Below are 23,295 nucleotides of genomic sequence, written 5' to 3' on the forward strand. Positions count from 1 at the left end.
CCGCACAGGCGGCCGCTGTTGCAGCGGCCACCCTCATGCACGTATCAGCGCTTCTTCTTCGCCGTGCCCTGCTCGGCCGGGCCGATGGTCTGCTCCAGCCAGCGCTCGCTCTCGGCCAGCATGGTCATGATCGATTCGCGTGCGCGGTAGGCATGCGATTCGTTGGGCAGCATCACCAGCCGCGCGGTGCCACCCAGGCCCTTCACCGCCGCGAACATGCGCTCGCTCTGGATCGGGAACGTGCCGGAGTTGTTGTCGTCCACGCCGTGGATGAACAGGATCGGATCCTTGATCCTGTCGGCGTAATTGAACGGCGCCATCTTCTGGTAGACGTCCTGCGCCTGCCAGTAGTTGCGCTCCTCGGCCTGGAAGCCGAACGGCGTGAGCGTGCGGTTGTAGGCGCCGCTGCGCGCAATGCCCGCCTTGAACAGGCGGGTGTGTGCCAGCAGGTTGGCCGTCATGAACGCACCGTACGAATGGCCACCAATGGCGATGTGATCGCGGTCGGTCACGCCACGCCGCACCACTTCATCCACGGCCGCCTGCGCATTGGCCACCAGCTGTTCGATGTAGGTGTCGTTCGGCTCCTTGTCGCCCTCGCCGATGATCGGCATCGACGGGCTGGCCAGCACCACGTAACCCTTGGCCAGGAACGCCTGCGGACCCCAGTAGCTGACCGCATTGAAGCGATACGGCGAATCGGTCACCTGGCTGGCCGCGGCCGCGCTCTTGAACTCGCCCGGGTAGGCCCACATCAGCAGCGGGCGCGGGCCGTCGCGCTTCGGGTCGTATCCCGGCGGCAGCAGCAGGGTCGCGGTCAGGTCGACGCCGTCCTTGCGCTTGTAGCGGATCTGCTCCTTCTGCACACCCTTCAGCTGCGGCAGCGGATGCGCGAAATGGGTCAGCGCGCGCGGTGCGCTCCCAGCATCGACCAGCGACTGCACGTAGAAGTTGGCCGGCTCGTCCGGGCTCTCGCGGCTCAGCAGCAGCGAACTGCCCTGCTTGTCTAGCAATGCCACCGGCAGCGCATAGCTCGGCGCCTGCGAGTGGAACAGGCGCGTTGCCTTGCCCGTGGCGATGTCGAAGCGGTCCACGAACGGACGGTCGCCTTCCGGCGAAGCACCGGCGCCGGCCAGGTACAGGCTGCCGCCATCGGCGCTGGTCTGCAGCAGCGAACGGCCGCGCTCGTCGCTGGCCCGCAGCGGCCGGCCCGGATCGGCGTAGCGGTCCTGCGCATCGCGATCCCACAGCAGGCGCGGTTCGGCGCTGGCATTGTCCGGGGCGATCAGCCAGGTCTTGGTCCTGCGGGTCTTCCACCACGATTGGGTCAGCAGGGCCAGGTCGCCACGGCCCCAGCTGATACCGGCCAGGCGGCTGCCCAGCTGGGCCAGCGTCACCGGCGGCGTGTCGAACGGCGCGGCCTGCATCAGCACCGCATCGCGCACCTTGGCATCCCTGTTCGGGTCGCCACCATCCTGCGCTTCAGCCCAGACCAGGGTCGCGTCGGCATCACCACGCCAGCCGATGTCACGCACGCCGGTCACTTCGGCGTCGTTGCCGGTCGGCAGGCCTTCCACCAGTGGACGCACGGCCACGGTATGCACCAGCTTGCCGCTGGCACGGTCGATCACTTCAATGCGGCGCGGGAAACTGCTCACCGGCACCACGTAGGAATACGGGCGCTGCACCGGCTGGCGCAGCACGAAGCGGCCATCCGGCGACACGGAGAAGCCCATGAAGATGCCGGCCGCGCCGATCGGGCGGGTGCTGCCATCCAGGCTGACTTCCACCGGCTGTGTGGTGGCGTAGTAGTCGAACTGGCGCGCGTCAGCCTCGTTCTTCAGCAGGTCCTGGTAGGTACGGATCGACACCACGCCATCGCCCCGGCGGGTCTGCTGCACGGCCGGGCCGGTCGGGATGCCGTCGGTGGCCGGGGCCGCACCGAGGTTGGCCGGGCGGGTGAACACCACCAGCCCGCGGCTGTCCGGCAGCCACTGGTAACCGCTGCCGATCACCGTGTTCAAGCCGGCAACCAGGCGGCGGGCGCTGCCGGCGGCCACGTCCACCAGCCACAGTTCGTTGGCGCCGCTGGTGGCGTCGACCTGGTTGAAAGCGAGCCACTTCTGATCCGGAGACCACATCAGGCTGGCGATCGACAGCGTGGCCGGCAGGCCGCTGATCTGCCGTTCCTTGCCATCGGCCACGTTCATCAGCCACAGCTTCTCGCCGAAGCTGAAACGGCTGTCGGAGAACGTGCGCGGGTTGATGCGCAGGCCGGCCAGCTTCAGTTCCGGCTGCGCCACCACCCGGATCGACGGCAGCGACGGCATCTGCATCAACGCGGCCATGTCGCGGCGAGGCGACAGGTGCAGCGACGGCGCGCGCGGTGCGTCGACCACCGCCTGCAGCGCCGCCGAGGGCAGTTCGTAGCCATTGGCACCCTGCGCCTGTGCTGCAGCGGGCTGTGGGGCCAGCGCCCAGGCCAGCGGGGCCACGGCCAGCAGTCCCATCGACAGGACCAGGCCGGTCCAGCGCCGCGTACGGCGCGCGTGCATGCTCATCGTTCTACCTGCGTGATGCGTGAAAGCACCGACCTTAACAGGCCGTGCACGCGCCCCCATCTGCCGATGGTTGGGTCATCCGGATGTCATGCCGGGGCCGCGATATAATGGGGGTTCTCCCCTGCCGAGGGGCGCTGCGACCGGATCCGATGAGGCCCGGCCAGGCTCGGTAAGGTGGCTTTGTAACAACGGCGCCCGGCTAGATGCGAGCACCCGCTCGCCCACAACCGGAGCACACGAATGAACGCTGTTGCCAAGACCTTCTCCACCGAAGGTGATTACAAGATCCGCGACATCACGCTGGCCGACTGGGGCCGCAAGGAACTGGACATCGCCGAGCACGAAATGCCGGGCCTGATGTCGATCCGCCGCAAGTACCAGGCCGAGCTGCCGCTGAAGGGCGTGCGCGTGACCGGCTCGCTGCACATGACCATCCAGACAGCGGTGCTGATCGAGACCCTGAAGGACATCGGCGCCGACGTGCGCTGGGCCTCGTGCAACATCTTCTCGACCCAGGACCACGCGGCTGCCGCCATCGCCGCCACCGGCACCCCGGTGTTCGCCTGGAAGGGCGAGACCCTGGAAGAGTACTGGGACTGCACCCTGGACGCGCTGACCTTCACCCTGGCCGACGGCACCCTGACCGGCCCGGAACTGGTGGTGGACGACGGCGGTGACGTGACCCTGCTGATCCACAAGGGCTACGAACTGGAAAACGGCAGCGACTGGGTCAACACCGCGTCCGCCTCGCACGAAGAACAGGTCATCAAGAACCTGCTCAAGCGCGTTGCCAAGGAGCGCCCGGGTTACTGGGGCCGCGTGGTCAAGGACTGGAAGGGCGTCTCCGAAGAGACCACCACCGGCGTGCACCGCCTGTACCAGCTGGCCCAGGCCGGCACCCTGCTGATCCCGGCGATCAACGTCAACGACTCGGTCACCAAGAGCAAGTTCGACAACCTGTATGGCTGCCGCGAGTCGCTGGCCGACGGCCTGAAGCGCGCGATGGACGTGATGCTGGCCGGCAAGGTAGCCGTGGTCTGCGGCTACGGCGATGTCGGCAAGGGCTGCGCCGCGTCGCTGCGTGCCTACGGCGCGCGCGTGATCGTCACCGAGATCGACCCGATCTGCGCCCTGCAGGCGGCGATGGAAGGCTATGAAGTCAACACCATCGAATCGACCCTGGGCCGTGCCGACCTGTACGTCACCACCACCGGCAACAGGGACATCATCCGCATCGAGCACCTGAGCGCGATGAAGGACCAGGCCATTGTCTGCAACATCGGCCACTTCGACAACGAGATCCAGGTCGACGCACTGGTGTCCTTCGCCGGCATCAAGCACGTCAACATCAAGCCGCAGGTCGACAAGTACATCTTCCCGAACGGCAATGCGATCTTCCTGCTGGCCGAAGGCCGCCTGGTGAACCTGGGCTGCGCCACCGGCCACCCGAGCTTCGTGATGTCCAACAGCTTCGCCAACCAGACCCTGGCACAGATCGACCTGTGGGCGAACAAGGACAGCTACGAGAAGAAGGTGTACCTGCTGCCGAAGAAGCTGGACGAAGAAGTGGCTCGCCTGCACCTGGAAAAGATCGGCGTGAAGCTGACCACCCTGAGTCAGGAACAGGCCGACTACATCGGCGTGCCGGTGGAAGGCCCGTTCAAGCCGGACCACTACCGCTACTGATCGTGCGCGGTGCCGGCCAGCGGCCGGCACTACCGGCGCAGGCGGGGTCGGATCCCTTTCCGCAGGAAAGCGCTCTGACCCCGGCAACAGATGCAGACAGAACGGGCGCCTTCGGGCGCCCGTTCTGCGTTGCGTCGCCCCGCAGCAGATCCGCGCGCCCTGTCACAGTGCCCTAAGAAGCCGCTTGCTAGTCTCTATGCCCCCATGGACTGCCAACTGCAGTCCATGCGCCGGGACGCTGACAGCAAAGGACAGGACATGCCGCGCAACAATGACCGAGTGACCCGGGCGATGAAGCCCCTGATGATCCTGTGCTGGGTGGCCCTGCTGGCCGCCTGCAGCCCGTCTGGCAGCGATGCCGGTGCCAGCGCGCCGGCGGCGAACACCGGCCAGGCAAGCACCGACGGCAAGGCAACCAGCCCCCCGGCAGCGGCCACGGGCAGCAGCGCTGCCTGCGCCGAGGGGGCATCACAGGTACAGACCCTGATCTGCAACGACCCCGCCCTGTTGCAGCAGGAAGCCGAGCTGGCCAAGGCTGAAGCCTCCGCACGCGACAGCCTCGATGCCGCCGGCAAGGACAAGCTGCAGGCCGAGCAGCAGCGCTGGATCCAGCATACGCGCGACCTGTGCGGTGACGCGCACTGCCTGCAACAGGTATTTGCCGATCGCCTCAAGGTGCTCTCGGCCACGCGCGACGGCCTGGTCGACCAGGACGCCTGCGAAGTGCCCGACGGCCAGCAGCAGTGCGTGGACCTGCTGGTGCTGCGCGACCCCAACAGCCAGTTGGCGAACTTCAACACGCTGCTGGGAGAAAACGGCCAGGAAGGCCGCCTGCTGGGCTGTACGGCCGCCACCAACGTGGGCGGTGGCCCCAACGCCGTGCTGGCGGCCAACTGCATCCAGGAAACCACCGCCGGCAAGCGCAACGTGCAGTTGTGCAGCAACCAGATGGTCGGCCAGTTCGCCCTCGTACCGGCATCGGCCGCCTACGGCACCCAGGCCGTCCGCCAGCTGCTCGGCTTCACGCAGCAGCACTGCGCCGGCTGACATCCGCTGGGTGCGCCCGGCGCTTTTTCCCACATTGAAGGACGATGACCATGGCAAAGGATTCCACCCTTACCCGCGAACAGCTGTCCACGCTGTTCCTCAACACGGAGCTGGGCGGCAACACCCGCCACCTGGACCACTTCTCATACGCGCAGAAAGGCGCAAGCACCTACTCGTTCGGACTGGTGCAGTTCGATGTCGGCGGCAATCCACAGGCCAGGCGTTTCCTGCGCGACAACGGCTTCACCGCCGCTGACATCGAACTGCTGTCCCAGCAGGGCGGGTTGAGCACCCGGCAGCTGGCGGCGCTTGACGCCAAGTTGCAGGCCATTCCGCAGGCGAAGATGGACCAGCTCACCAACGACAAGCTGGACAGCGCCATCGAGCGCGTCGATGAAGCCATCGCCAAGGTGCGTGCCACCAACCCGGCCGCCGCCGATGCCATCGCGGCGAACCCCGAACTGCAGCTGGCCATGGCCGACTATGACAACCAGTTCGGCGGCATGGGCCCGCAGTTCATCAGCTATCTGGCCGGCAACGCGGAAAAGCTGCAGGGCGGTACGGTCCAGGCCGGCAATCCGCCGACCCGCGGCGACGTGCAGAACTTCGTCGATGCCACCAAGTACGGCATCCAGTCGCCGGCCGCGGTGACCAGCCGCGATGAGCGCTTCGACCGGGCCATGACCCAGCTGGGCATCACCCCCACCCATGCCCCCTCGCACGGGTCGCCCGGCGCGCCCGGCGGCAACGGCGTACTGGTCAGCGGCGCCAGGGGCGATGAGGTAAAGGCGATGCAGCAGAAGCTGGCCGACCTGGGCTATCTGGGCAAGGACGGCAAGCCACTGGTAGCCGATGGCGATTTCGGGCCCGGCACCCTGGAAGCGGTCAAGCAGTTCCAGCGTGAGCACCAGCTCACCGTCGATGGCAAGGTCGGTGCCACCACCCTGGGTGCGCTCGACAAGGCCATCGCGCAACAGCAACAGCAGGCCGCCGAACCGACCATGGCCACCCCCGGCCACGCCGACAACCCGCGTTACCAGCAGGTCGTGGAAAAGCTGGAAACGCTGGAAGAACAACGCCGCCAGGGTGGCCTGGCGCCACTGTTCAATGACCGCAGCCAGCTCGAGAACGCCGCAGGCCTGGTGGCTTACGAGTCCAAGCTGGCCGGCATGAGCCAGGTCGATACCGTGCTGGCGCGGCCGGACAACCAGGGCGTGTTCGCCGTGCAGGGCCAGCTTGGCGATCCCGCCATGCACCGCACTTACGTCGATCTGTCGCAGGCGGCGAACCACACGCTGCAGGACAGCACGCGGCATAGCCAGGCGCTGGACAACGAACTGTCGCAGCGACAGACCCAGGAACAGATTCAGACGCAGCAGTCGATGTCGCGCTGACGCGGGATGCCGACGATCACAGCCGGGACGGGCGCCTTCGGGGGCCCGTCCTGCGTTGATGCGCGAGTTTCGGTCAAGGCAATATCCCTACCTCGCGCTAGGATGCGCCCATGACCCCGGCCATCAACCTGCTCAAGCGCGAGAAGATCGCCCACACCGTGCGCAGCTACGTGCACGACGCCCACGCCGAATCGTATGGCGGCGAAGCCGTCGACAAGCTCGGCCTCGACCCGGCCCAGGTGTTCAAGACCCTGCTGGCCAGCACGGAAGCACACGAACTGCTGGTGGCGATCGTGCCGGTCGCCGGCCAGCTCGACCTGAAGGCGCTGGCCGAAGCCGCCGGCTGCAAGAAGTGCGAGATGGCCGCCGCCGATGCCGCACAGCGCGCCACCGGCTACCTGGTCGGTGGCATCAGCCCGCTGGGGCAGAAGAAGCGCCTGCGCACGTTCCTGGACACCAGTGCCGAAGCGCTGCCCGCGCTGCATGTCAGCGCCGGGCGCCGTGGCCTCGAGGTAGAACTGGCACCGGCCGATCTTCTGCGCCTCACCGCCGGCCACTACGCTGCCATCGGCAAGTCACGCTGATGCGCTGGCCGTGGTCTGCAGCGCCGGTACCCCGGCTCGACGATGCACAGGCCGACGTGCTGCTGCAGGACCTGCTGTCGCGCGATGCCACGCGCATCACCGATGCCGCACGCACGGTGGCACGGCTGTTCAGCACCGCGTCGTTGGACGCGTTGGTCGCACATGTGGATACGATCGAACGCAGCTGCGAGGGCATCGCCCTTGGCGGCATGCTGATCAGCAACCAGGCGCACCTGAAGGCGGCCCTGGAACGGCTGCGCTACTGGCGGGCGCGTGAGGGGTGCCTGTGCGCACTCTACCCTTCCTATGTGTTCTTCAACCCTGCACCGCTGCTGGAACAGGGCCACGTGCTGCTGCTCGGACGAGGCGAGGCCGAGGATGGCTGGGGTGAGTGCTACCGGGTGACGTGCACGTCCTGCACGCAGCCGTGGAGCGCCACCGAGCGTGAATACCACTACCCGTGGTGGGAGTGGAAGCGCCTCTGACAGTGATGCAGCCACGCACGGCGTGGCTCCGCTGCGGTACGTCCAGATCCATGCCATGCGTGGATGACGCTCACTCCACGAATTCATACCGCATCGGCATGCGCACGAGGGTCAACGCCGGCACCGTACCCTTCGCATCGGCAAGGCTGAAACGCCAGCCCTGCAGCTCCTCCGCTGCAGCGTCATCCAGCAACGCATGACCGCTGGAGGTCTCCACGATCACGGCCGCAACGCGCCCCCGCGCATCGACCAACGCCTTCAGCATGCTGCGGCCGGACAGCCCCTGCCGCATGGCCTCCACCGGATAGCGCGGCGACACGCCGCGTGGAGGCAGCCAGGGAATACCTTCACCCGCGAACAGATCCCGGTTGCTGCGTGCCGCGCAGGACGTCGGCAGGCGCAGCTGCAGGGATACCTGCACCTCATTCACGGTCACGTGCGCCGGCGCGGCGCAGGCATGCTGCACCAGCGCCTCCAGCATTCGTTGCTGCCGACGCAGCGCGTTGCCATTGGCCGCCGCCACTTCAATCACGCAGCGGCCGTCCTGCGGCTGCATCGACAGCGCGGTCACGCCCGCATCGCGCAGCCCGGGAAGGCGTGCCATGGGTTCGCAGGCCATCCCGGCAGAGGGCTTCGCGGCCAGTACCGGGGTGGCGGGCAGCGTGCCCGCCAGCAACATCAGGATCATCCTTGCCCAGACCGCCATGCCCCGCCCTCCTTGGGTTTGCCTGGCCCGATCATAGCGCGCGCCTGGGATCGGATCCCCTCCTCAGGGAAAGGCTTCGACCGGGGGCTCGAATGATCGGGTCAGAGCCCTGCGATGCGGGGATCCGACCCCGGCCGCCAGTTGGCGTTGTTCTCCCAGAACTCCACCGAGCGCCGGTAGGCCTCCTTGTCCAATGGCACGCCGGAACCGCCCTCCTCCACGCCCAGCGCATTGCGCATCATGGTGATCGGCGCCATCGGCACTTCTTCCGGTTCGGCGGTGTAGATGCAGCCGACGATGCCCCAGTCGGCTTCGATCGGTGAGCCTTCCCTGGCCAGCTGCTCGGCGTTGTACAGGATCACCACCAGGTAGTTCGCGCGCGGCGACTCCACGCCCTCGAACCAGCGCACCAGTACCGGCAGTTCCTCGCGGTTGCGCGCTTCGTAGCCGCTGCGCAGCTGGTGGCGGTTGGCCTCGGTGACCGGCACCGTCAGGCAGCGCGTGCTGGTCCAGTTCTCGTAGACGAACAACTTGCAGAACGGGGCGTAGCCGTCGAGCACCTTCAGCGGCGCGTGCGCATTGAGGTGTGCCTCGAACTGCTCGGCAGTGCAGTCCTGGATGGTATTGCCGCGTGGCACGCGCGGGAACAGGCGGGGACGGGCGAAATCGGTGAGGACGATGGACATGGCGCGGCGTGATCTGGGAATCCGCTGCACAGGGTAACCGCTGGCAGCACCTACAACGCCATCCGCTCGCGCAGCTCGCGTGCCTGCCGCCGCGATACCTCCACCTCGCTGCCATCATCCAGCGTCAGGTCATAGCCGTCGCCGATGCTGGGCGACACCCCACGGATACGGCGCAGGTTGACCAGTGTGTTGCGGTTGGCGCGGAAGAAAAGATCCGGCGGCAGACGTGCTTCCAGCGCGCTCAGGCTGCGGGTCAGCAGTGCGTTCTGGTCGCGGAACCACAGCCGCGTGTAGTTGCCATCCACCACCAGCCGACGGATCTCGGAGACTGCCACGAACCAGCAGCGTTCACCCTCGCGCACGAACACCTGGTCGTGCGCGCCCAGCGTGCCGCGCGATTCCGGCACGTCGGCCGCAACCGCCTCGCACTGCCGCGCCCGCTCGAGCGCTTCCAGCAGCCGCGGCGCCTCCACCGGCTTCACCAGGTAGTCCAGCGCGTTGGCCTGGAACGCACGCACCGCATAGGTGTCGTAGGCGGTGACGAAGACCACGGCCGGCACCGTGTCCAGGCCGTCCAGCACGTCGAAACCACTGCCGGAGGGCATCTGCACATCCAGCAGCACCAGGTCCGGTGCCAGCGTGGTGATCGCCTCGCGTGCGGCGGGCACGTCGTCGGCCTCGCCCACGCACTGCACCCACGGCAGCGCCGACAGCAGCGTGCGCAGCTCCTGCCGGGCCAGCCGTGCGTCATCGACGATCAACACGCGCAGCATGCCAGTCATTGCGGAATCTCCAGCAGGGCCTGCATGCGGTCACCGGCCGGTTGCAGCACGAATCGGCCACGCATGCCCAGCTGCGCACGCAGGTAGGCCAGGCCGACGCCATGGCCATGGGTGGGTTCGCTGCCGGTTGGAAGTGGATTGTCCACCTGCAACCGCAGCACGTCATTGTCCAGCGTGGCGCGGATCTGCACCTCGCCGCCGCCGGGACGGCTGGCGATACCGTGCTTGATCGCGTTCTCCACCAGCAACTGCAACGCCATCGCCGGCAGCTGCGCCTGCGTGGCATCGGCATCGATCTGCTGCCGCACCTGCAGGCGCTGTTCGAAATGGACCGCCTCGATGGCCAGGTAATCATCGACCACCGCCAGTTCCTCGGCCAGCGTGACCTGCTCGCTGCGGTTGTGGGCGAGCGCCTGGCGCAGCGTGCGCGACAGGCGGGTGACCATGTCACGGGCCCGTTCCGGGTCTTCCAGGATCAGCGCACGCAGGTTGTTCAGCGCATTGAACATGAAATGCGGATTGAGCCGCGCACGCAGTGCGTCACGTTCCAGCGCACTGCGTTCGGCTTCGGCGCGCAGGCGTGCCAGCTCGCTGTAGCGTGCCCGCCGCAGGCCGTGCAGGCCCGCCCACAAACCGGTCCACACCAGCAGGAACAACGCGGTGTTCATCCAATACAGCAGCACCGAAGACCACTGGTAATCCGCATGGCCGCCAGGCAGCTGCACCCAACCCAGCGCCAGCGCCGGCAGCAGCAGCGCCGCCGTTACCGCCTGTGCGACGCTGGCCCCGAGCACCACGCCGGCAGCCAGTTTCAGCACCAGGCTGCCCAGGCTGCCCTCCCACCAGCGCTGGCGCAGTGCAACCGAACGCAATGCGCCGCTGCACAGCCAGAGTGAGACCGCGACGCTGACGGTGATCAGCACGATGCCACTGAACACGATGCCGCCACCGATCCGCATGCCGACCCACAGCCCGTACAGCGCATAGCCGGCCCATGCCAGTGCATTGAGCGTCCAGAAACGGCGGGAAGGCGTGGTGGCGTCCATGCGGGCTCTCGGCGGTGGCAGGAGGGCGGACAAGGGTCAGGGATGCGCGGCGAGGAAACGCTGCACCTGTTCCTGCAACCAGCGCGGATCATCCCACATCAGGAAGTGGAAACCCTGCGCGCTCATCGCGATCTGCACGCCCTGCAGTTTCGCGTACTGGGCCTGGAACACCGCACGCGTGCCGTCCTCGGTGCCGCCCATCGGCTGGTAGCCGGCCCAGCTGCCGAGCACCAGCGTCGGCGCGGTGATCGAAGCGATGCTGTCGCGCAGGTCGGTGGTCATCACCGCATGCATCGCATCGGCCGTGGTCTGGCGGTCGCTGGCTTCGCCCCAGCGGCCCAGCTCGGCCTGGCGCCGCGGATCGCGGGTCATGCCCGGCAGGCCCGCCTTCAACTGCGCCTGCCATTGCACGGCATCGGCGGCCAGCATGCCCTTGCGCAGCTGGTCGGCCATCGGCCGCACGCTGTCAGCGGTGGCACTCGGGTCGCGCGCCGCCGGCAGGAACGGCAGGGCATCGACCACCACCAGTGCGCTGATCGCCTTCGGCTCGGCCTGCGCCATCTGCAGGCCCAGCACGCCACCGAGGCTGTGGCCGACCACCACCACCGGCCCCAGGTGCTGGTCATGCAGGTAGGCCAGCAGCTGCCCGCGCATCGCCGGCAGGAAGCCGGCCGGGCGCGGGTCGGCCGCTGCCGCGCCAGCAAAGCCCGGCAACTGCACCAGGTGGCACTGCACGTCCTTCAGGGCCAGGCAGGTCTCGCGCCAGGCCTCGGCGCTGCTGTTGAGGCCGGGGATCATCAGCAGCGGTCGCCCCATGCCGACCACCTCGACCTGTACCTTGCCAGCGGTCGAGCCGGTGGCGGCATGCGCGGAACCGGAGCCGAGCACGGCCATCGCCATGCCGATCATCGCCAGCCGGGCCAGGGCCTTCATCGCGTACCAGAGGGCCAGGAAGATCTTCATCGTGTGCTCCTTCATCAGGTGGGGGGTGCCGGGATGGGAGCAGCGTGCGCCCGGCTACGGCAGCCAGGTTGCGATTCCGGAGCAACGGCCGCAGACCCGGGCAAACGGTCGCCGGCGGCGGACGGTGCCAGTCCATGCAGCCAACTAACATCCATCTTGATGAAGCGATATACTGACCCGCACCCGCCGCTGCCGCCCGTGCCATGACCGCCATCAGCTTCGAGTTCTATCCGCCCAAGACCGACGAACAGCGCAGCCAGCTGGACCGCGCCGCGGCCAGGCTGAAGGACTACGGCCCCGAGTACGTGTCCTGTACCTTCGGCGCCGGTGGCTCGACCCTGAGCTATACCTCCGAGACCGTGCGCCACCTCAACCAGCACCACGGCTTCGAGGCTGCACCGCACCTGTCCTGTGTCGGCGGCACCCGCCAGGAAATCCGCGAACTGCTCAAGCTGTACCGCGCCATCGGCTGCCATCGCCTGGTCGCGCTGCGTGGCGACCTGCCCTCCGGCATGGGCTTCCCCGGTGACATGCGCTACGCCGCCGAGCTGATCGACTTCATCCGCGCCGAACACGGCACCGCCTTCCGCATCGAAGTCGGTGCCTATCCGGAGACCCATCCACAGGCCTCCGATGCACTGGCCGACCTGAAGCACTTCAAGGCCAAGATCGATGCCGGCGCCGACGCGGCGATCACCCAGTATTTCTACAACCCGGATGCGTACTTCCACTTCGTCGATGCCGTGCGCCGGCTCGGCGTGCAGGTGCCGATTACGCCCGGCATCATGCCGATCGCCAACTTCAGCCAGCTGCGCCGCTTCTCCGAGCAATGCGGTGCGGAGATCCCGCGCTGGATCAGCCGCAAGATGCAGGCCTATGGCGATGACGCCGAATCGGTGCGGGCGTTCGGTACCGAAGTGGTGGCCAAACTGTGCCAGCGCCTGATCGAGGGCGGCGCGCCGGGCCTGCACTTCTACACCTTGAACCTGGCCAAGCCGACCACGTCGGTGTTGAAGCTGCTGCACGGCTGAAAGCACGCCATGCCACCGCGATCGGCGCTACCCTGCGCCGATGAACCGGTTTTCCTTCCTGCTGTTGCTGCTGTCGTTGTGTTCGGTATCGAGCATTGTCCATGCGCAGTCCCCGCGCTTGAACCGCTGCACCGATGCGCAGGGGCAGAGCGTGTATACCGACCGCCCCTGCGACAGCGTTGGCGCCCGGTCGCGATTGCCACCGCCCGCGCCCACCGGCAGCACCCTGCCACGCGACACCCTGGGTGCGCGCTGCCCACGACGCCTGAGCGAGCTGGTGGAGGCACTGCGCACCGGCATCGTCAGCAACGATGTGAACCGGCTGTCCTCGCTGTACCTGTGGGGTGCGGTCTCCGATGCCGGCGCGCAGCGCATCCTCGGCCAGTTGGAATCCTTGGCACGGCGGCCACTGGTGGACGTGGTGCCGGTGTATCCGCCACAGGGGCTGGCGTCCTCGCAGGAAGAGGGTCAGAGCCCTGCGGCGCAGGAATCCGCCCCTGAGCCGCCAGCGCCACGGCATCCGGTCGGCCTGCGCCTGGAGCAGACGCTGCCCGGCAGCGCGTCGCGAGCGTCCACGGTGCTGGGATTGCGGCGGCAATACGGATGCTTCTGGATCACGTTGTGATCGGGAGGGGTCGGATCCCTTTCCAGCGGAAAGGGCTCCGACCCCGGATTGCCGCGATGGGGTCAGAGCCCTGCTGCGCAGGGATCTGACCCCGCATGCCGGCTCACGCCGGCCACAGCCCACGAATCGCAGCGATGCCCTGCCCGCCATGCCGACGCGCTTCGGCGATATGGCCGGCGGCCATGCCGCCCAACGCGTAGATCGGCAGCGATACCTGCGCGCGCAGCGCAGCGAAGGCCTCCCAGCCCAGCGGCACTGCCCCGGGATGGCTGGCCGTGGCCTGCACCGGGCCGAGCACCGCGAAGTCGCAGCCCAGCTGCTGCGCCGCCTGCAGCTGCTCCAGGTCGTGGCAGGACGCGGCGACCAGCTGTCCTTCCGGCAAGGGCCGCTCCTGCAGGGCCAGCAACTGCTCGCTGCCCAGGTGCACGCCCACGCCCAGTGTGCGGGCCAACGCGACATCGCGGTTGAGCAGCCACTGCACGCCGCGACGATGCGCGCGCACGGCCTGTTCGATCATCGCCTGCCGTTGCGGATGCTCCGGCGGCAGGCGCAGCTGGATGCGCTGCTGGCCCGCCGCCACTGCCTGCTGCAGCCGTTCATGCCAGTGCTGCACGCCGCCGGCATCTTCGGCCGGCGCCGGCGTGATGAGGTAGCGATCCGGTTGGCGCAGTGCGGCCACCACCGGCAGGTCGGCCGGCGGCATGGAATAGCGGCCCAGCTTGTCCTGCGCCACCCAGGTGATCGCCTGGCCCTCGCGCCCGCGCGGTGTGCCCTTCCAGCTGCGCACGTGGCGCACTTCCAGGGTCAGGTGCTTGTCCGGATAGCGCTGCGGCACATCCATCAGCCAGGGCCCGACATCGGCCTCGATGCCCAGCTCTTCGCGCAGTTCACGCACCAGCGCCTGTTCGGAGGTCTCGCCGGATTCGCGCTTGCCGCCGGGGAACTCCCACAGGCCAGCCATGTCGCGGTTCTCGGTACGGCGGTTGAGCAGCACGCGGCCACGGGCGTCGGTGATGACGGCGGCCACGACATGGATCGATCGGGTGGGAGAAACCATGGGGCCAGCATGCCCAGAACAGGGCGGCCAGCGCAATCACGAATCCGCGCCGGATCGCCCGCGCCAAAGCAGAAGGCCCCGCTTGCGCGGGGCCTTCCGGGGTCAGCTCAGCTGGCCGTGGCAGTGCTTGTACTTCTTGCCACTGCCGCACGGGCACGGATCATTGCGGCCGATCTTCGGCTCGTCGCGCTGCAGCGTGGCCACGCCCTGCTGGGCGGCTTCGACCTGCGCGGCTTCCTCGTCGGCGCTGTAACCGCCGGCATCCTGGTGCTGGAACTGCGACTGGCTCAGGCGCGCCTGCGCCTGCTGGCGCTCGGCCGCTTCCAGCGCCTGCACTTCCTCGTCGCTGCGGATGCGCACGCGGGCCAGCAGGGTCACCACTTCGCGCTTGACGTTCTCCAGCATGTCCGAGAACAGCTCGAAGGCTTCCTTCTTGTATTCCTGCTTCGGCTGCTTCTGCGCGTAACCACGCAGGTAGATGCCCTGGCGCAGGTAATCCATGCGCGCCAGGTGCTCCTTCCAGCTCTGGTCCAGCACGGTCAGCATCACGTGCTTCTCCAGCGCGCGCATGGTTTCTTCGCCCAGGCCGGCTTCCTTCTCGGCGAAGTGCTGGTTGACGCGCTCCTGGACCTTGGTGGCGATGGCCTCGGCGTCCAGCTCTTCGTGTTCCTTGACCAGGTCGGTCAGCGACATCTGCAGGCCGAAGTCCGACTCCAGGGTCGCTTCCAGGCCGCGCAGGTCCCACTGCTCGTCGATCGAGTTCGGCGGCACGAAGCGCGCCACGATGTCGAAGATCACGTCGTCGCGGATGCCATCGACATTCGCCTTCACCGACTCGGCATCCAGCAGCTCGTCGCGCTGGGCGTAGATCACCTTGCGCTGGTCGTTGTTGACGTCGTCGAAGTCCAGCAGGTTCTTGCGGATGTCGAAGTTGTGGGCCTCGACCTTGCGCTGCGCCTTTTCGATCTGGCGGCTGACCAGGCGGTCCTCGATGACGTCGTCTTCCTTCATGCCCATCATGCGCATGGCCTTCTGCACCCAGTCGGAGGCGAAGATGCGCATCAGGTTGTCTTCCAGCGACAGGTAGAAGCGGGACGAACCCGGGTCACCCTGGCGGCCCGAACGGCCGCGCAGCTGGTTGTCGATACGACGCGATTCGTGGCGCTCGGTGCCGACGATGTGCAGGCCGCCGGCCGCCTTCACTGCCTCGTGGCGCTTCTGCCATTCGGCCTTGACCGCTGCCTTCTGCTCGTCGGTCGCGTCCTCGCCCAGGGCGTGGATCTCGGCTTCCAGCGAACCACCCAGCACGATGTCGGTACCGCGGCCGGCCATGTTGGTGGCGATGGTCACTGCGCCCGGGCGGCCAGCGTTGGCGACGATGGTCGCTTCGCGGTCATGCTGCTTGGCGTTGAGCACTTCGTGCTTCACGCCGGCCTTGCTCAGGTGCTCGGACAGCATTTCCGAGGTTTCGATCGAGGTGGTACCCACCAGCACCGGCTGGCCGCGCTTGGCGCACTCTTCGATGTCGGCCAGCACCGCATTGAACTTGCCCTTGCGGTTGAGGAACACCTGGTCCGGACTGTCCTTGCGGATGGTCGGGCGGTTGGTCGGGATCACCACCACTTCCAGGCCATAGATGCTCTGGAACTCGAATGCTTCAGTGTCGGCCGTACCGGTCATGCCGGACAGCTTCTTGTACATGCGGAACAGGTTCTGGAAGGTGATGCTCGCCAGCGTCTGGTTCTCGCGCTGGACCGGCACGCCTTCCTTCGCTTCCACCGCCTGGTGCAGGCCGTCGGACCAGCGGCGGCCGGCCAGGGTACGGCCGGTGAACTCATCGACGATGACCACTTCGCCGTCGCGCACGATGTAGTCCACGTCACGCTGGTAGATCGCGTGCGCGCGCAGGGCGGCATTGAGGTGGTGGACCACGGTCAGGTTCTGCGCCGCGTACAGGCCTTCGGTCTCGCCGTCGAGGATGCCGGCTTCAACCAGCAGCTGCTCGGCGTGCTCCATGCCCGCTTCGGACAGATGCACCTGCTTGCCCTTCTCGTCGACCCAGAAATCGCCTTCGCCGTCTTCCGCTTCCTGCTTGACCAGGTGCGGCACGACGCGGTTGACGCGGATGTACAGCTCCGGGGAATCATCGGCCGGACCGGAGATGATCAGCGGGGTACGCGCTTCGTCGATCAGGATGGAGTCGACTTCGTCGACGATGGCGTAGTGCAGGCCGCGCTGGTAACGGTCGGCCTTGGACAGCGCCATGTTGTCGCGCAGGTAATCGAAGCCGAATTCGTTGTTGGTGCCGTAGGTGATGTCGGCCGCGTAGGCTTCGCGCTTTTCGCTGTGCGGCATGCCCGGGTACACCACGCCCACGCTCAGGCCCAGCCAGTTGTACAGCTTGCCCATCTGCGCGGCGTCGCGGCGGGCCAGGTAGTCGTTCACGGTGACCACGTGCACGCCCTTGCCTTCCAGCGCGTTGAGGTACACCGGCAGGGTCGCCACCAGGGTCTTGCCTTCACCGGTGCGCATTTCTGCGATCTTGCCCAGGTGAAGCACCATGCCGCCGATCAGCTGCACGTCGTAGTGGCGCATGCCCAGCACGCGGCGGCCGGCTTCGCGGCAGACCGCGAACGCTTCCGGCAGCACCTTGTCCAGGGCTTCACCGCCGGCGATGCGCTGCTTGAACTCCGGCGTCTTGGCCTGAAGCTGCTCGTCGGAAAGCTTCTCGATCTCCGGCTCCAGCGCATTGATCTTGGCGACGATGCGGTTGAGCTGGCGCAGCTGTCGTTCGTTACGACTGCCAAATACGCGGGTAAGCAGGCTGTTGATCATTGAAGGAACCGGGTTGGATGGACACGACGCCCGGCCTCCCCCTTGGGATCCGTCCGCCGCAAACGAAACAGGGCGCCTGGCGCCCTGTCGATGGCAACACCCATTGTAGCTTGGGACGGGCGGCTGAGGTTTCAAGCGCCAATCCGGTCGCAATCGCCCCGGATTCGGCAAAGAAACACGGATGCGGGGTCGGACCCCTTTCGCCATGGCGAAAGGGCTCTGACCCCAGCCCTCAACCGAATCGGGTCAGAGCCCTTCCGCGGCGCGGAAGGAATCCGACCCGGGCATCAGCCGCGGCTGACGCGGCCGACCGGCGTGTTGCCGCCGTCGCCGAGGAACTTGCGCGGGTTGACCACGTTGCCGTTCTCCCACACCTCGAAGTGCACGTGGGCACCGGTCGAACGGCCGGTGGAACCGGCCTTGGCCACTTCCTGGCCGGCGCGGACCAGGTCACCGGCCTTCACCACCAGGCGCGAATTGTGCGCGTAGCGGGTGACATAGCCGTTACCGTGGTCGACATCGACGACGTTGCCATAGCCGCCCTTCACACCAGCGAAGCTGACCACGCCTTCGGCCACGGCCATCACCGGGTCACCGACCTTGGCGTGGAAGTCCATGCCCTTGTGGGTGGCGGCGCCGCGGCCGAACGGGTCGGCACGGGTGCCGAAGCCGGAGGTCACGTAGCTGTTGCGGATCGGCATGCGCGACGGCACGGCGTTCTGCTGCAGCTGGTGGTCGAACATCAGCGATTCCATCACCGACAACTGGCGGCCTGAAGCAGCGAAGCGCTGCTCCAGCACCTGTAAGTCGGCGTTGACGTCCTTGACCGGGATGTCGCTGGTCGGGCCGCCGGCGTCGCCATCACCGAGGCCGGGGGTCTCGTTGAAGTCGAATTCGCCATCTTCCAGCTTGCCCATCTGGGTCAGCCGTTCGCCAAGCGCGTTCAGGCGGGTGGCCTGCGCCTGCAGCTCGCCGAGGCGGGCAGCCAGCGCGTTGACCTGGGTCTGCGCATCGCGCTTGACCTTGGCCAGCTCCGCATCCTGGCGCTCGACCTTGGCCTGCAGGCGCGAATCATTCAGCGCACTGGCGCCAATGCCGCCGGCAAGGCCGATAATGCAGCCTACCCCGAGCACGCTGCCCAGCAGGGCGCGGGGGCGGTCCTCGAAATAGAACCGCAAACGCGTGATCGGCGACGCCTTGGCCTGTCCTTCACGCGTTTTGATTACGATCTTTTTGAATGCCATCAGTGAGTTTTCATGTCTGAGCCGAAATCCAGCGTTCGCCCCGCGTCAGTGCCGAAACCGGCGCTGGATGCGGTAATGGCGGACAAAAGCGGGAACCCGCTGCGTCGGGCCTTGTGGCTCGACGCGCTGGACCGGCAGTTGCGCCCCCAGTTGCCGCCACCTCTGCGCAGCCGCTGCCGGCTGGCCAATGTGGACGGGGAACACCTCGTTTTTCTCGTCGAGTCCCCGGTCTGGCATGCCAAGTTGCGGCTTGCCGAAGCCCAGTTGCTCGACGCGGCCCGTTCCATCGGGCTGAAGGCCACCAGGGTGACCATCAAGACTGCGTCCACCACTCCCTCACGCTCCCCAGCGATCGACAACCGGAATGGCCCCCACGCAGTTTCAGCCGCCACGCACAAAGGGCTACGCGACGCCTTGGCTTGCCTGCAGGACGTTCCCTCGAAGCCGAAGAAGCGATCCTGATGGCAACGGAGCATCCGGCTCCGCTCCCCGTCGCGCGTGTCACCACGGCGTGAAACATTTCGGGGGCCGGGTCGCATCCTAGCGGCCATCCGGAGGCCTGTCGTTAGATTGAAGTTAAAACTTCGTTAAATTCAGGCTTCCGATCCAACAGGTTCACAAAACCGTGACCTTGAACCGGCCTTGACGCCTTTCAAGCACGCTGAATGCGTCGCAAGCGCCGGAAACAACGACGCCGCCCTGGAAGGCGGCGTTTTTATCTTGAAATTCAACGATCTACGGAATCAGGCGTAGGCCGGGGTGGCATATTCCACCGGATCCGGGGTGGTCGGCGAGTCGAAGCTGACCCATTCCCAGGCGCTGGCGTCGGCCATCAGGGCCCGCACCAGCTTGTTGTTGAGCGCGTGGCCGGACTTGAAGCCCTCGTAGGCGCCCAGCACCTGGCCACCGGCCAGGTAGAGGTCGCCAATGGCGTCAAGGATCTTGTGGCGCACGAACTCGTCGGCGTAGCGCAGGCCGTCTTCGTTGAGCACGCGGAACTCGTCCAGCACGATGGCGTTGTCCATCGAACCGCCCAGGCCCAGGTTGCGCTCGCGCATGTATTCCAGGTCGCGCATGAAACCGAAGGTGCGCGCGCGGGAGATTTCCTTGGTGTAGGCCAGCGTCGAGAACTCGATTTCCTGCCGCGACTGCTTGGCCGGGATCATCGGGTGGTCGAACTGGATGGTGAAGCCCAGCTTGTAGCCCTCGTACGGGGTGAAACGGGCCACCTTGTCGCCCTCGGTCACCTCCACGGTCTTGAGCACGCGGATGAAGCGCTTGGGCGCATCCTGTTCGATGATGCCCGCCGACTGCAGCAGGAACACGAACGGGCCGGCCGAACCGTCCATGATCGGCAGCTCGGCCGAGGACAGTTCGACGATGATGTTGTCCACACCCAGGCCGGCCAGCGCCGACATCAGGTGTTCGACGGTCTGGATCTTTGCGTCGTTGCAGGTCAGGCCGGTGCACAGGGTCACTTCGGTGACCAGTTCGGCCTTGGCCGGCACCTCCACGACCGGGTCCAGGTCCACGCGGCGGAACACGATGCCATGGTTGACCGGTGCCGGGCGCAGGGTCATGTAGACCTTGTCACCACTGTGCAGGCCAACGCCGGTGGCGCGGATCGTGTTCTTGAGGGTGCGTTGCTGGATCATGGGGGATGGACCGGAAGTGACACATTAGATTAACACGCGCACTCCCCTACCCCGGCTGAAACGCCAGTTGCAGCCACCGGCAGGATCCACCGGCACGCCGCTGGAAAGCGCGTGAAGCAGGGCGGCCGGGCCCATCCTGGCCCGGCGCCCGCGTTTTCAGGACATGGTGGCGCAACCCGGGGAGGACAACCCCGGGCCGCCCCGCTTAGTCCGCCTGGCGGCGCAGGAACGCCGGGATGTCCAGGTAATCGTTCGGCAGTTCCGCCGCCGCCGGGGCCGAAGCGGCCGGGGCCGAAGGGGCGGAGGCCGCTGCGGTATCGCTGCTGGCGCGACGCAGGCCCAGGCCCATGCCACCCACCGCCTTGGAGACGGCATCGCCGCCGTTGTCGAACTCGCCGAACTCCGGCTGGCCGGTGGTGGCGTTGCGGACCAGCTTGATCGGCGCACGCTCGCCCGGACGCTGGGTCTTGCTGGCCGAGACGCGGTTCAGGCCGGTGGCCACCACGGTCACGCGCACTTCGTCCTGCATGTCCGGATCGAGCACGGTGCCGACCACCACGGTGGCATCTTCGGAAGCGAAGCCATCGATGGTGCGGCCGATCTCGTCGAACTCGGCCATGGTGAAATCGGCGCCGGCGGTGATGTTGACCAGGATGCCGTTGGCACCAGCCAGGTTCACATCGTCCAGCAGCGGGTTCTGGATCGCCGATTCGGCAGCGGCCTGGGCGCGGTCATCGCCACGGGCGGTGCCGGTACCCATCATCGCCAGGCCCATTTCGGACATGACGGTGCGCACGTCGGCGAAGTCGACGTTGATCAGGCCCGGACGCACGATCAGGTCGGCGATGCCCTGCACGGCGCCCTGCAGCACGTCGTTGGCAGCGCGGAAGGCCTGGATCATGGTCGCGTTGCGACCCAGCACGGTGATCAGCTTCTCGTTCGGGATGGTGATCAGCGAGTCGCAGTGCTGGCTCAGTTCCTCGATGCCCTTCAGCGCCACCTGCATGCGGCGACGGCCTTCGAACGGGAACGGCTTGGTGACCACGGCCACGGTCAGGATGCCCATTTCCTTGGCCAGCTGTGCCACCACCGGCGCAGCGCCGGTACCGGTGCCGCCGCCCATGCCGGCGGTGATGAACACCATGTCGGCGCCCTGCAGCGCGTCCATGATGCGCTCACGGTCTTCCAGCGCGGCCTGGCGGCCGACTTCCGGGTTCGCGCCTGCGCCCAGGCCCTTGGTCACGTTGGTACCCAGCTGCAGCTGCAGCTTGGCACCACAATTCTTGATGGCCTGCGAGTCGGTGTTGGCAGTGATGAATTCCACGCCATCCACCGCCGAGTTGACCATGTGCGCCACGGCATTGCCGCCGCCGCCGCCCACGCCAACCACCTTGATCACCGCATTGGGTGCCATCTTTTCGATCAGTTCAAAATGCGCCATGTCCGTGTCCTCGTTGTATCCGCTTTGGCTGGCATGGGCATTCGGGCATCCTGCCGTCCTGCTGCATGCCGACGTTGCGGCTGTGTGGGTTGTGTGTAGCCGGTATTGCGTTGTGATGCGGGTACTGCGGGTGTTGCGCCCGGGCGAGGCCCGGGTTTACGGGTTCCGCGTCAGAACTCGCCGCGGAACCAGGTCTTGAGTTTCTTGAACATGCTTCCGGCGCGCCCGGTGGGCAGCGACGGCCGCCGCGGGTGCTCGATCTGGCTGCCCATCAGCAGCAGGCCCACGCCGGTGGCGTGTACCGGGTTGCCGACCACTTCGCCCAAGCCGGTGACGTGCTGCGGGATGCCCACGCGCACCGGCATCTGCAGCATTTCCTCGGCCAGTTCGACCACGCCTTCCATCTTCGACGCGCCACCGGTCAGCACCATGCCGGCGCGCACCAGCTCCTCGAAGCCGGAGCGGCGCAGTTCGGCCTGCACCATCTCGAAGATTTCCTCGTAGCGGCCCTGCACGGCCTGCGCCAGCGAATGGCGCGGCATGCGGCGCGGCGGGCGGTCGCCCACCGACGGCACCTGGATGCTCTCCTCGGCCGTGGCCAGCTGGGCCAGGGCGCAGGCATAGCGCACCTTGATCTGCTCGGCTTCCGGGGTCGGCGTGCGCAGCATGTGCGCGATGTCGTTGGTCACGTGGTCGCCGGCGATCGGCAGCGAGGCGGTGTGGCAGATCGCACCCTGCACGAACACCGCGATGTCGGTGGTGCCGGCGCCCATGTCGACCAGCACCACGCCCAGCTCGCGCTCGTCGGCGGTCAGCACCGCCACGCTGGAGGCCAGCGAGGACAGCACCAGGTCGTCCACCTGCAGGCCGCAGCGCTGCACGCACTTGCTGATGTTGGCCGCCGCCGACTGCGCGCACACCACCAGGTGCGCATGCACTTCCAGGCGCACGCCGGTCATGCCGACCGGGTTGCGGATGCCTTCCTGCGAATCGTCCAGCACGTACTCGCGCGGGATCGCGTGGAGGATCTTCTGGTCGGCCGGGATCGCCACCGCCTTGGCCGCGTCGAGCACGCGATCCAGGTCGCCCCAGGTCACTTCACCGTCGCGGATCGGCACGATGCCCGGCGAGTTCTTGCACTGCACGTGGTTGCCGGAAATCGAGGCGTACACCGAACGGATCTCGCAGCCGGCCATCAGCTCGGCTTCTTCCACCGCGCGCTGGATCGACTGCACGGTCGATTCGATGTCCACCACCACGCCGCGCTTCAGCCCGCGCGATTCGTGCGAGCCGATGCCGATCACTTCGATCGGGTTGCCCGGCGAATACTCGCCCACCAGCGCCACCACCTTGGAGGTGCCGATGTCCAGGCCAACGATCAGCGATTTGTCACCCTTGCGATTCATGTCCTTTCCTGCGTGCTTCTGGCCGGGGTCGCCGGCGTTTTCGCCGGCGTGGCCGGGGTAC

General features: G+C 67.1%; 20 protein-coding genes and 1 riboswitch. Of the genes, 8 read left to right on the top strand and 12 right to left on the bottom strand.

All coding sequences use genetic code 11. The annotated features are described in order from the left end of the window. Positions 1–44: 44 nt before the first annotated feature. Positions 45–2,561 (bottom strand): prolyl oligopeptidase family serine peptidase, encoded by a 2,517-nt coding sequence (locus E5790_RS06305; protein WP_136191710.1) that lies wholly within the window; start codon positions 2,559–2,561, stop codon positions 45–47. 120 nt (positions 2,562–2,681) lie between these two features. Beyond that, a riboswitch (S-adenosyl-L-homocysteine riboswitch) is annotated at positions 2,682–2,765 on the top strand. Positions 2,766–2,801: 36 nt separating this feature from the next. On the opposite strand from E5790_RS06305, the gene ahcY reads away from it, so the two are divergent. The 5 genes from ahcY (at position 2,802) to E5790_RS06330 (ending at position 7,757) form a co-directional block, all read left to right on the top strand. Further along, a complete protein-coding gene (gene ahcY / locus E5790_RS06310; protein WP_014645960.1) occupies positions 2,802–4,247 on the top strand; it encodes an adenosylhomocysteinase in 1,446 nt (481 codons plus the stop codon). 258 nt (positions 4,248–4,505) lie between these two features. Continuing rightward, positions 4,506–5,294, top strand: coding sequence for a lysozyme inhibitor LprI family protein (locus E5790_RS06315; protein WP_136191711.1), 789 nt, complete (start codon positions 4,506–4,508; stop codon positions 5,292–5,294). 50 nt (positions 5,295–5,344) lie between these two features. After that, positions 5,345–6,688: a peptidoglycan-binding domain-containing protein gene (locus E5790_RS06320; RefSeq protein ID WP_014645958.1), complete on the top strand. Its 1,344-nt coding sequence runs from the start codon at positions 5,345–5,347 to the stop codon at positions 6,686–6,688. Positions 6,689–6,798: 110 nt separating this feature from the next. After that, the gene (gene ybaK / locus E5790_RS06325) at positions 6,799–7,272 is read left to right on the top strand and encodes a Cys-tRNA(Pro) deacylase (RefSeq protein ID WP_053494932.1); all 474 of its coding nucleotides are present in this window, start codon (positions 6,799–6,801) and stop codon (positions 7,270–7,272) included. Further along, the gene (locus E5790_RS06330) at positions 7,272–7,757 is read left to right on the top strand and encodes a hypothetical protein (protein WP_032956702.1); all 486 of its coding nucleotides are present in this window, start codon (positions 7,272–7,274) and stop codon (positions 7,755–7,757) included. Before ybaK ends, E5790_RS06330 begins: the two co-directional genes overlap by 1 nt. A gap of 70 nt (positions 7,758–7,827) precedes the next feature. On the opposite strand, the gene E5790_RS06335 is transcribed toward E5790_RS06330, so the two are convergent. The 5 genes from E5790_RS06335 to E5790_RS06355 form a co-directional block, all read right to left on the bottom strand. Further along, positions 7,828–8,463, bottom strand: coding sequence for an energy transducer TonB (locus E5790_RS06335; protein ID WP_111205767.1), 636 nt, complete (start codon positions 8,461–8,463; stop codon positions 7,828–7,830). Positions 8,464–8,564: 101 nt separating this feature from the next. Then, on the bottom strand, positions 8,565–9,149 hold the full coding sequence (locus E5790_RS06340) for a DUF3228 family protein (protein WP_014645954.1): 585 nt from the start codon (positions 9,147–9,149) through the stop codon (positions 8,565–8,567). A gap of 50 nt (positions 9,150–9,199) precedes the next feature. Then, entirely contained in the window at positions 9,200–9,931 is a 732-nt protein-coding gene (locus E5790_RS06345; RefSeq protein WP_014645953.1) for a LytTR family DNA-binding domain-containing protein, read from the bottom strand. Next, on the bottom strand, positions 9,928–10,977 hold the full coding sequence (locus tag E5790_RS06350) for a histidine kinase (RefSeq protein ID WP_014645952.1): 1,050 nt from the start codon (positions 10,975–10,977) through the stop codon (positions 9,928–9,930). Before E5790_RS06350 ends, E5790_RS06345 begins: the two co-directional genes overlap by 4 nt. A 36-nt stretch (positions 10,978–11,013) precedes the next feature. After that, a complete protein-coding gene (locus tag E5790_RS06355; RefSeq protein WP_111205766.1) occupies positions 11,014–11,940 on the bottom strand; it encodes an alpha/beta hydrolase in 927 nt (308 codons plus the stop codon). 203 nt (positions 11,941–12,143) lie between these two features. On the opposite strand from E5790_RS06355, the gene metF reads away from it, so the two are divergent. Together metF and E5790_RS06365 are read left to right on the top strand one after the other, a co-directional pair. Continuing rightward, positions 12,144–12,971, top strand: a complete 828-nt coding sequence (metF, locus tag E5790_RS06360) for a methylenetetrahydrofolate reductase [NAD(P)H] (protein ID WP_032956691.1) — start codon at positions 12,144–12,146, stop codon at positions 12,969–12,971. Positions 12,972–13,011: 40 nt separating this feature from the next. Beyond that, a complete protein-coding gene (locus tag E5790_RS06365; protein ID WP_049440193.1) occupies positions 13,012–13,596 on the top strand; it encodes a DUF4124 domain-containing protein in 585 nt (194 codons plus the stop codon). 103 nt (positions 13,597–13,699) lie between these two features. On the opposite strand, the gene E5790_RS06370 is transcribed toward E5790_RS06365, so the two are convergent. From E5790_RS06370 to E5790_RS06380, 3 genes are all read right to left on the bottom strand, one after another. Continuing rightward, a complete protein-coding gene (locus tag E5790_RS06370) occupies positions 13,700–14,653 on the bottom strand; it encodes a Nudix family hydrolase (protein ID WP_049406070.1) in 954 nt (317 codons plus the stop codon). 102 nt (positions 14,654–14,755) lie between these two features. Further along, the gene (gene secA / locus E5790_RS06375; RefSeq protein ID WP_111205765.1) at positions 14,756–17,488 is read right to left on the bottom strand and encodes a preprotein translocase subunit SecA; all 2,733 of its coding nucleotides are present in this window, start codon (positions 17,486–17,488) and stop codon (positions 14,756–14,758) included. 287 nt (positions 17,489–17,775) lie between these two features. Then, a complete protein-coding gene (locus tag E5790_RS06380) occupies positions 17,776–18,732 on the bottom strand; it encodes a M23 family metallopeptidase (protein ID WP_014645946.1) in 957 nt (318 codons plus the stop codon). Positions 18,733–18,744: 12 nt separating this feature from the next. Between E5790_RS06380 and E5790_RS06385 the strand changes: the two genes are divergently transcribed. After that, positions 18,745–19,194 (top strand): DUF721 domain-containing protein, encoded by a 450-nt coding sequence (locus E5790_RS06385; protein ID WP_032956682.1) that lies wholly within the window; start codon positions 18,745–18,747, stop codon positions 19,192–19,194. A gap of 281 nt (positions 19,195–19,475) precedes the next feature. Here the strand turns inward: E5790_RS06385 and lpxC are convergent, their stop codons facing one another. From lpxC to ftsA, 3 genes are all read right to left on the bottom strand, one after another. Then, positions 19,476–20,387 (bottom strand): UDP-3-O-acyl-N-acetylglucosamine deacetylase, encoded by a 912-nt coding sequence (gene lpxC, locus E5790_RS06390; protein WP_049440195.1) that lies wholly within the window; start codon positions 20,385–20,387, stop codon positions 19,476–19,478. A gap of 205 nt (positions 20,388–20,592) precedes the next feature. After that, positions 20,593–21,828 (bottom strand): cell division protein FtsZ, encoded by a 1,236-nt coding sequence (gene ftsZ, locus E5790_RS06395; protein ID WP_005415297.1) that lies wholly within the window; start codon positions 21,826–21,828, stop codon positions 20,593–20,595. A 170-nt stretch (positions 21,829–21,998) separates the two neighbouring features. Continuing rightward, entirely contained in the window at positions 21,999–23,234 is a 1,236-nt protein-coding gene (gene ftsA / locus E5790_RS06400) for a cell division protein FtsA (RefSeq protein ID WP_005408083.1), read from the bottom strand. Positions 23,235–23,295 lie beyond the last annotated feature (61 nt).

Source organism: Stenotrophomonas sp. PAMC25021 (assembly GCF_004795795.1).
Taxonomy (GTDB): Bacteria; Pseudomonadota; Gammaproteobacteria; order Xanthomonadales; family Xanthomonadaceae; genus Stenotrophomonas; species Stenotrophomonas muris.

What these genes read in the sequence shown, in the direction of transcription:
- E5790_RS06305 (WP_136191710.1), bottom strand. Translation starts at nt 2,561, where the DNA reads ATGAGCATGCACGCGCGCCGTACGCGGCGCTGGACCGGCCTGGTCCTG.
- ahcY (WP_014645960.1), top strand. Translation starts at nt 2,802, where the DNA reads ATGAACGCTGTTGCCAAGACCTTCTCCACCGAAGGTGATTACAAGATC.
- E5790_RS06315 (WP_136191711.1), top strand. Translation starts at nt 4,506, where the DNA reads ATGCCGCGCAACAATGACCGAGTGACCCGGGCGATGAAGCCCCTGATG.
- E5790_RS06320 (WP_014645958.1), top strand. Translation starts at nt 5,345, where the DNA reads ATGGCAAAGGATTCCACCCTTACCCGCGAACAGCTGTCCACGCTGTTC.
- ybaK (WP_053494932.1), top strand. Translation starts at nt 6,799, where the DNA reads ATGACCCCGGCCATCAACCTGCTCAAGCGCGAGAAGATCGCCCACACC.
- E5790_RS06330 (WP_032956702.1), top strand. Translation starts at nt 7,272, where the DNA reads ATGCGCTGGCCGTGGTCTGCAGCGCCGGTACCCCGGCTCGACGATGCA.
- E5790_RS06335 (WP_111205767.1), bottom strand. Translation starts at nt 8,463, where the DNA reads ATGGCGGTCTGGGCAAGGATGATCCTGATGTTGCTGGCGGGCACGCTG.
- E5790_RS06340 (WP_014645954.1), bottom strand. Translation starts at nt 9,149, where the DNA reads ATGTCCATCGTCCTCACCGATTTCGCCCGTCCCCGCCTGTTCCCGCGC.
- E5790_RS06345 (WP_014645953.1), bottom strand. Translation starts at nt 9,931, where the DNA reads ATGACTGGCATGCTGCGCGTGTTGATCGTCGATGACGCACGGCTGGCC.
- E5790_RS06350 (WP_014645952.1), bottom strand. Translation starts at nt 10,977, where the DNA reads ATGGACGCCACCACGCCTTCCCGCCGTTTCTGGACGCTCAATGCACTG.
- E5790_RS06355 (WP_111205766.1), bottom strand. Translation starts at nt 11,940, where the DNA reads ATGAAGATCTTCCTGGCCCTCTGGTACGCGATGAAGGCCCTGGCCCGG.
- metF (WP_032956691.1), top strand. Translation starts at nt 12,144, where the DNA reads ATGACCGCCATCAGCTTCGAGTTCTATCCGCCCAAGACCGACGAACAG.
- E5790_RS06365 (WP_049440193.1), top strand. Translation starts at nt 13,012, where the DNA reads ATGAACCGGTTTTCCTTCCTGCTGTTGCTGCTGTCGTTGTGTTCGGTA.
- E5790_RS06370 (WP_049406070.1), bottom strand. Translation starts at nt 14,653, where the DNA reads ATGGTTTCTCCCACCCGATCGATCCATGTCGTGGCCGCCGTCATCACC.
- secA (WP_111205765.1), bottom strand. Translation starts at nt 17,488, where the DNA reads ATGATCAACAGCCTGCTTACCCGCGTATTTGGCAGTCGTAACGAACGA.
- E5790_RS06380 (WP_014645946.1), bottom strand. Translation starts at nt 18,732, where the DNA reads ATGGCATTCAAAAAGATCGTAATCAAAACGCGTGAAGGACAGGCCAAG.
- E5790_RS06385 (WP_032956682.1), top strand. Translation starts at nt 18,745, where the DNA reads ATGTCTGAGCCGAAATCCAGCGTTCGCCCCGCGTCAGTGCCGAAACCG.
- lpxC (WP_049440195.1), bottom strand. Translation starts at nt 20,387, where the DNA reads ATGATCCAGCAACGCACCCTCAAGAACACGATCCGCGCCACCGGCGTT.
- ftsZ (WP_005415297.1), bottom strand. Translation starts at nt 21,828, where the DNA reads ATGGCGCATTTTGAACTGATCGAAAAGATGGCACCCAATGCGGTGATC.
- ftsA (WP_005408083.1), bottom strand. Translation starts at nt 23,234, where the DNA reads ATGAATCGCAAGGGTGACAAATCGCTGATCGTTGGCCTGGACATCGGC.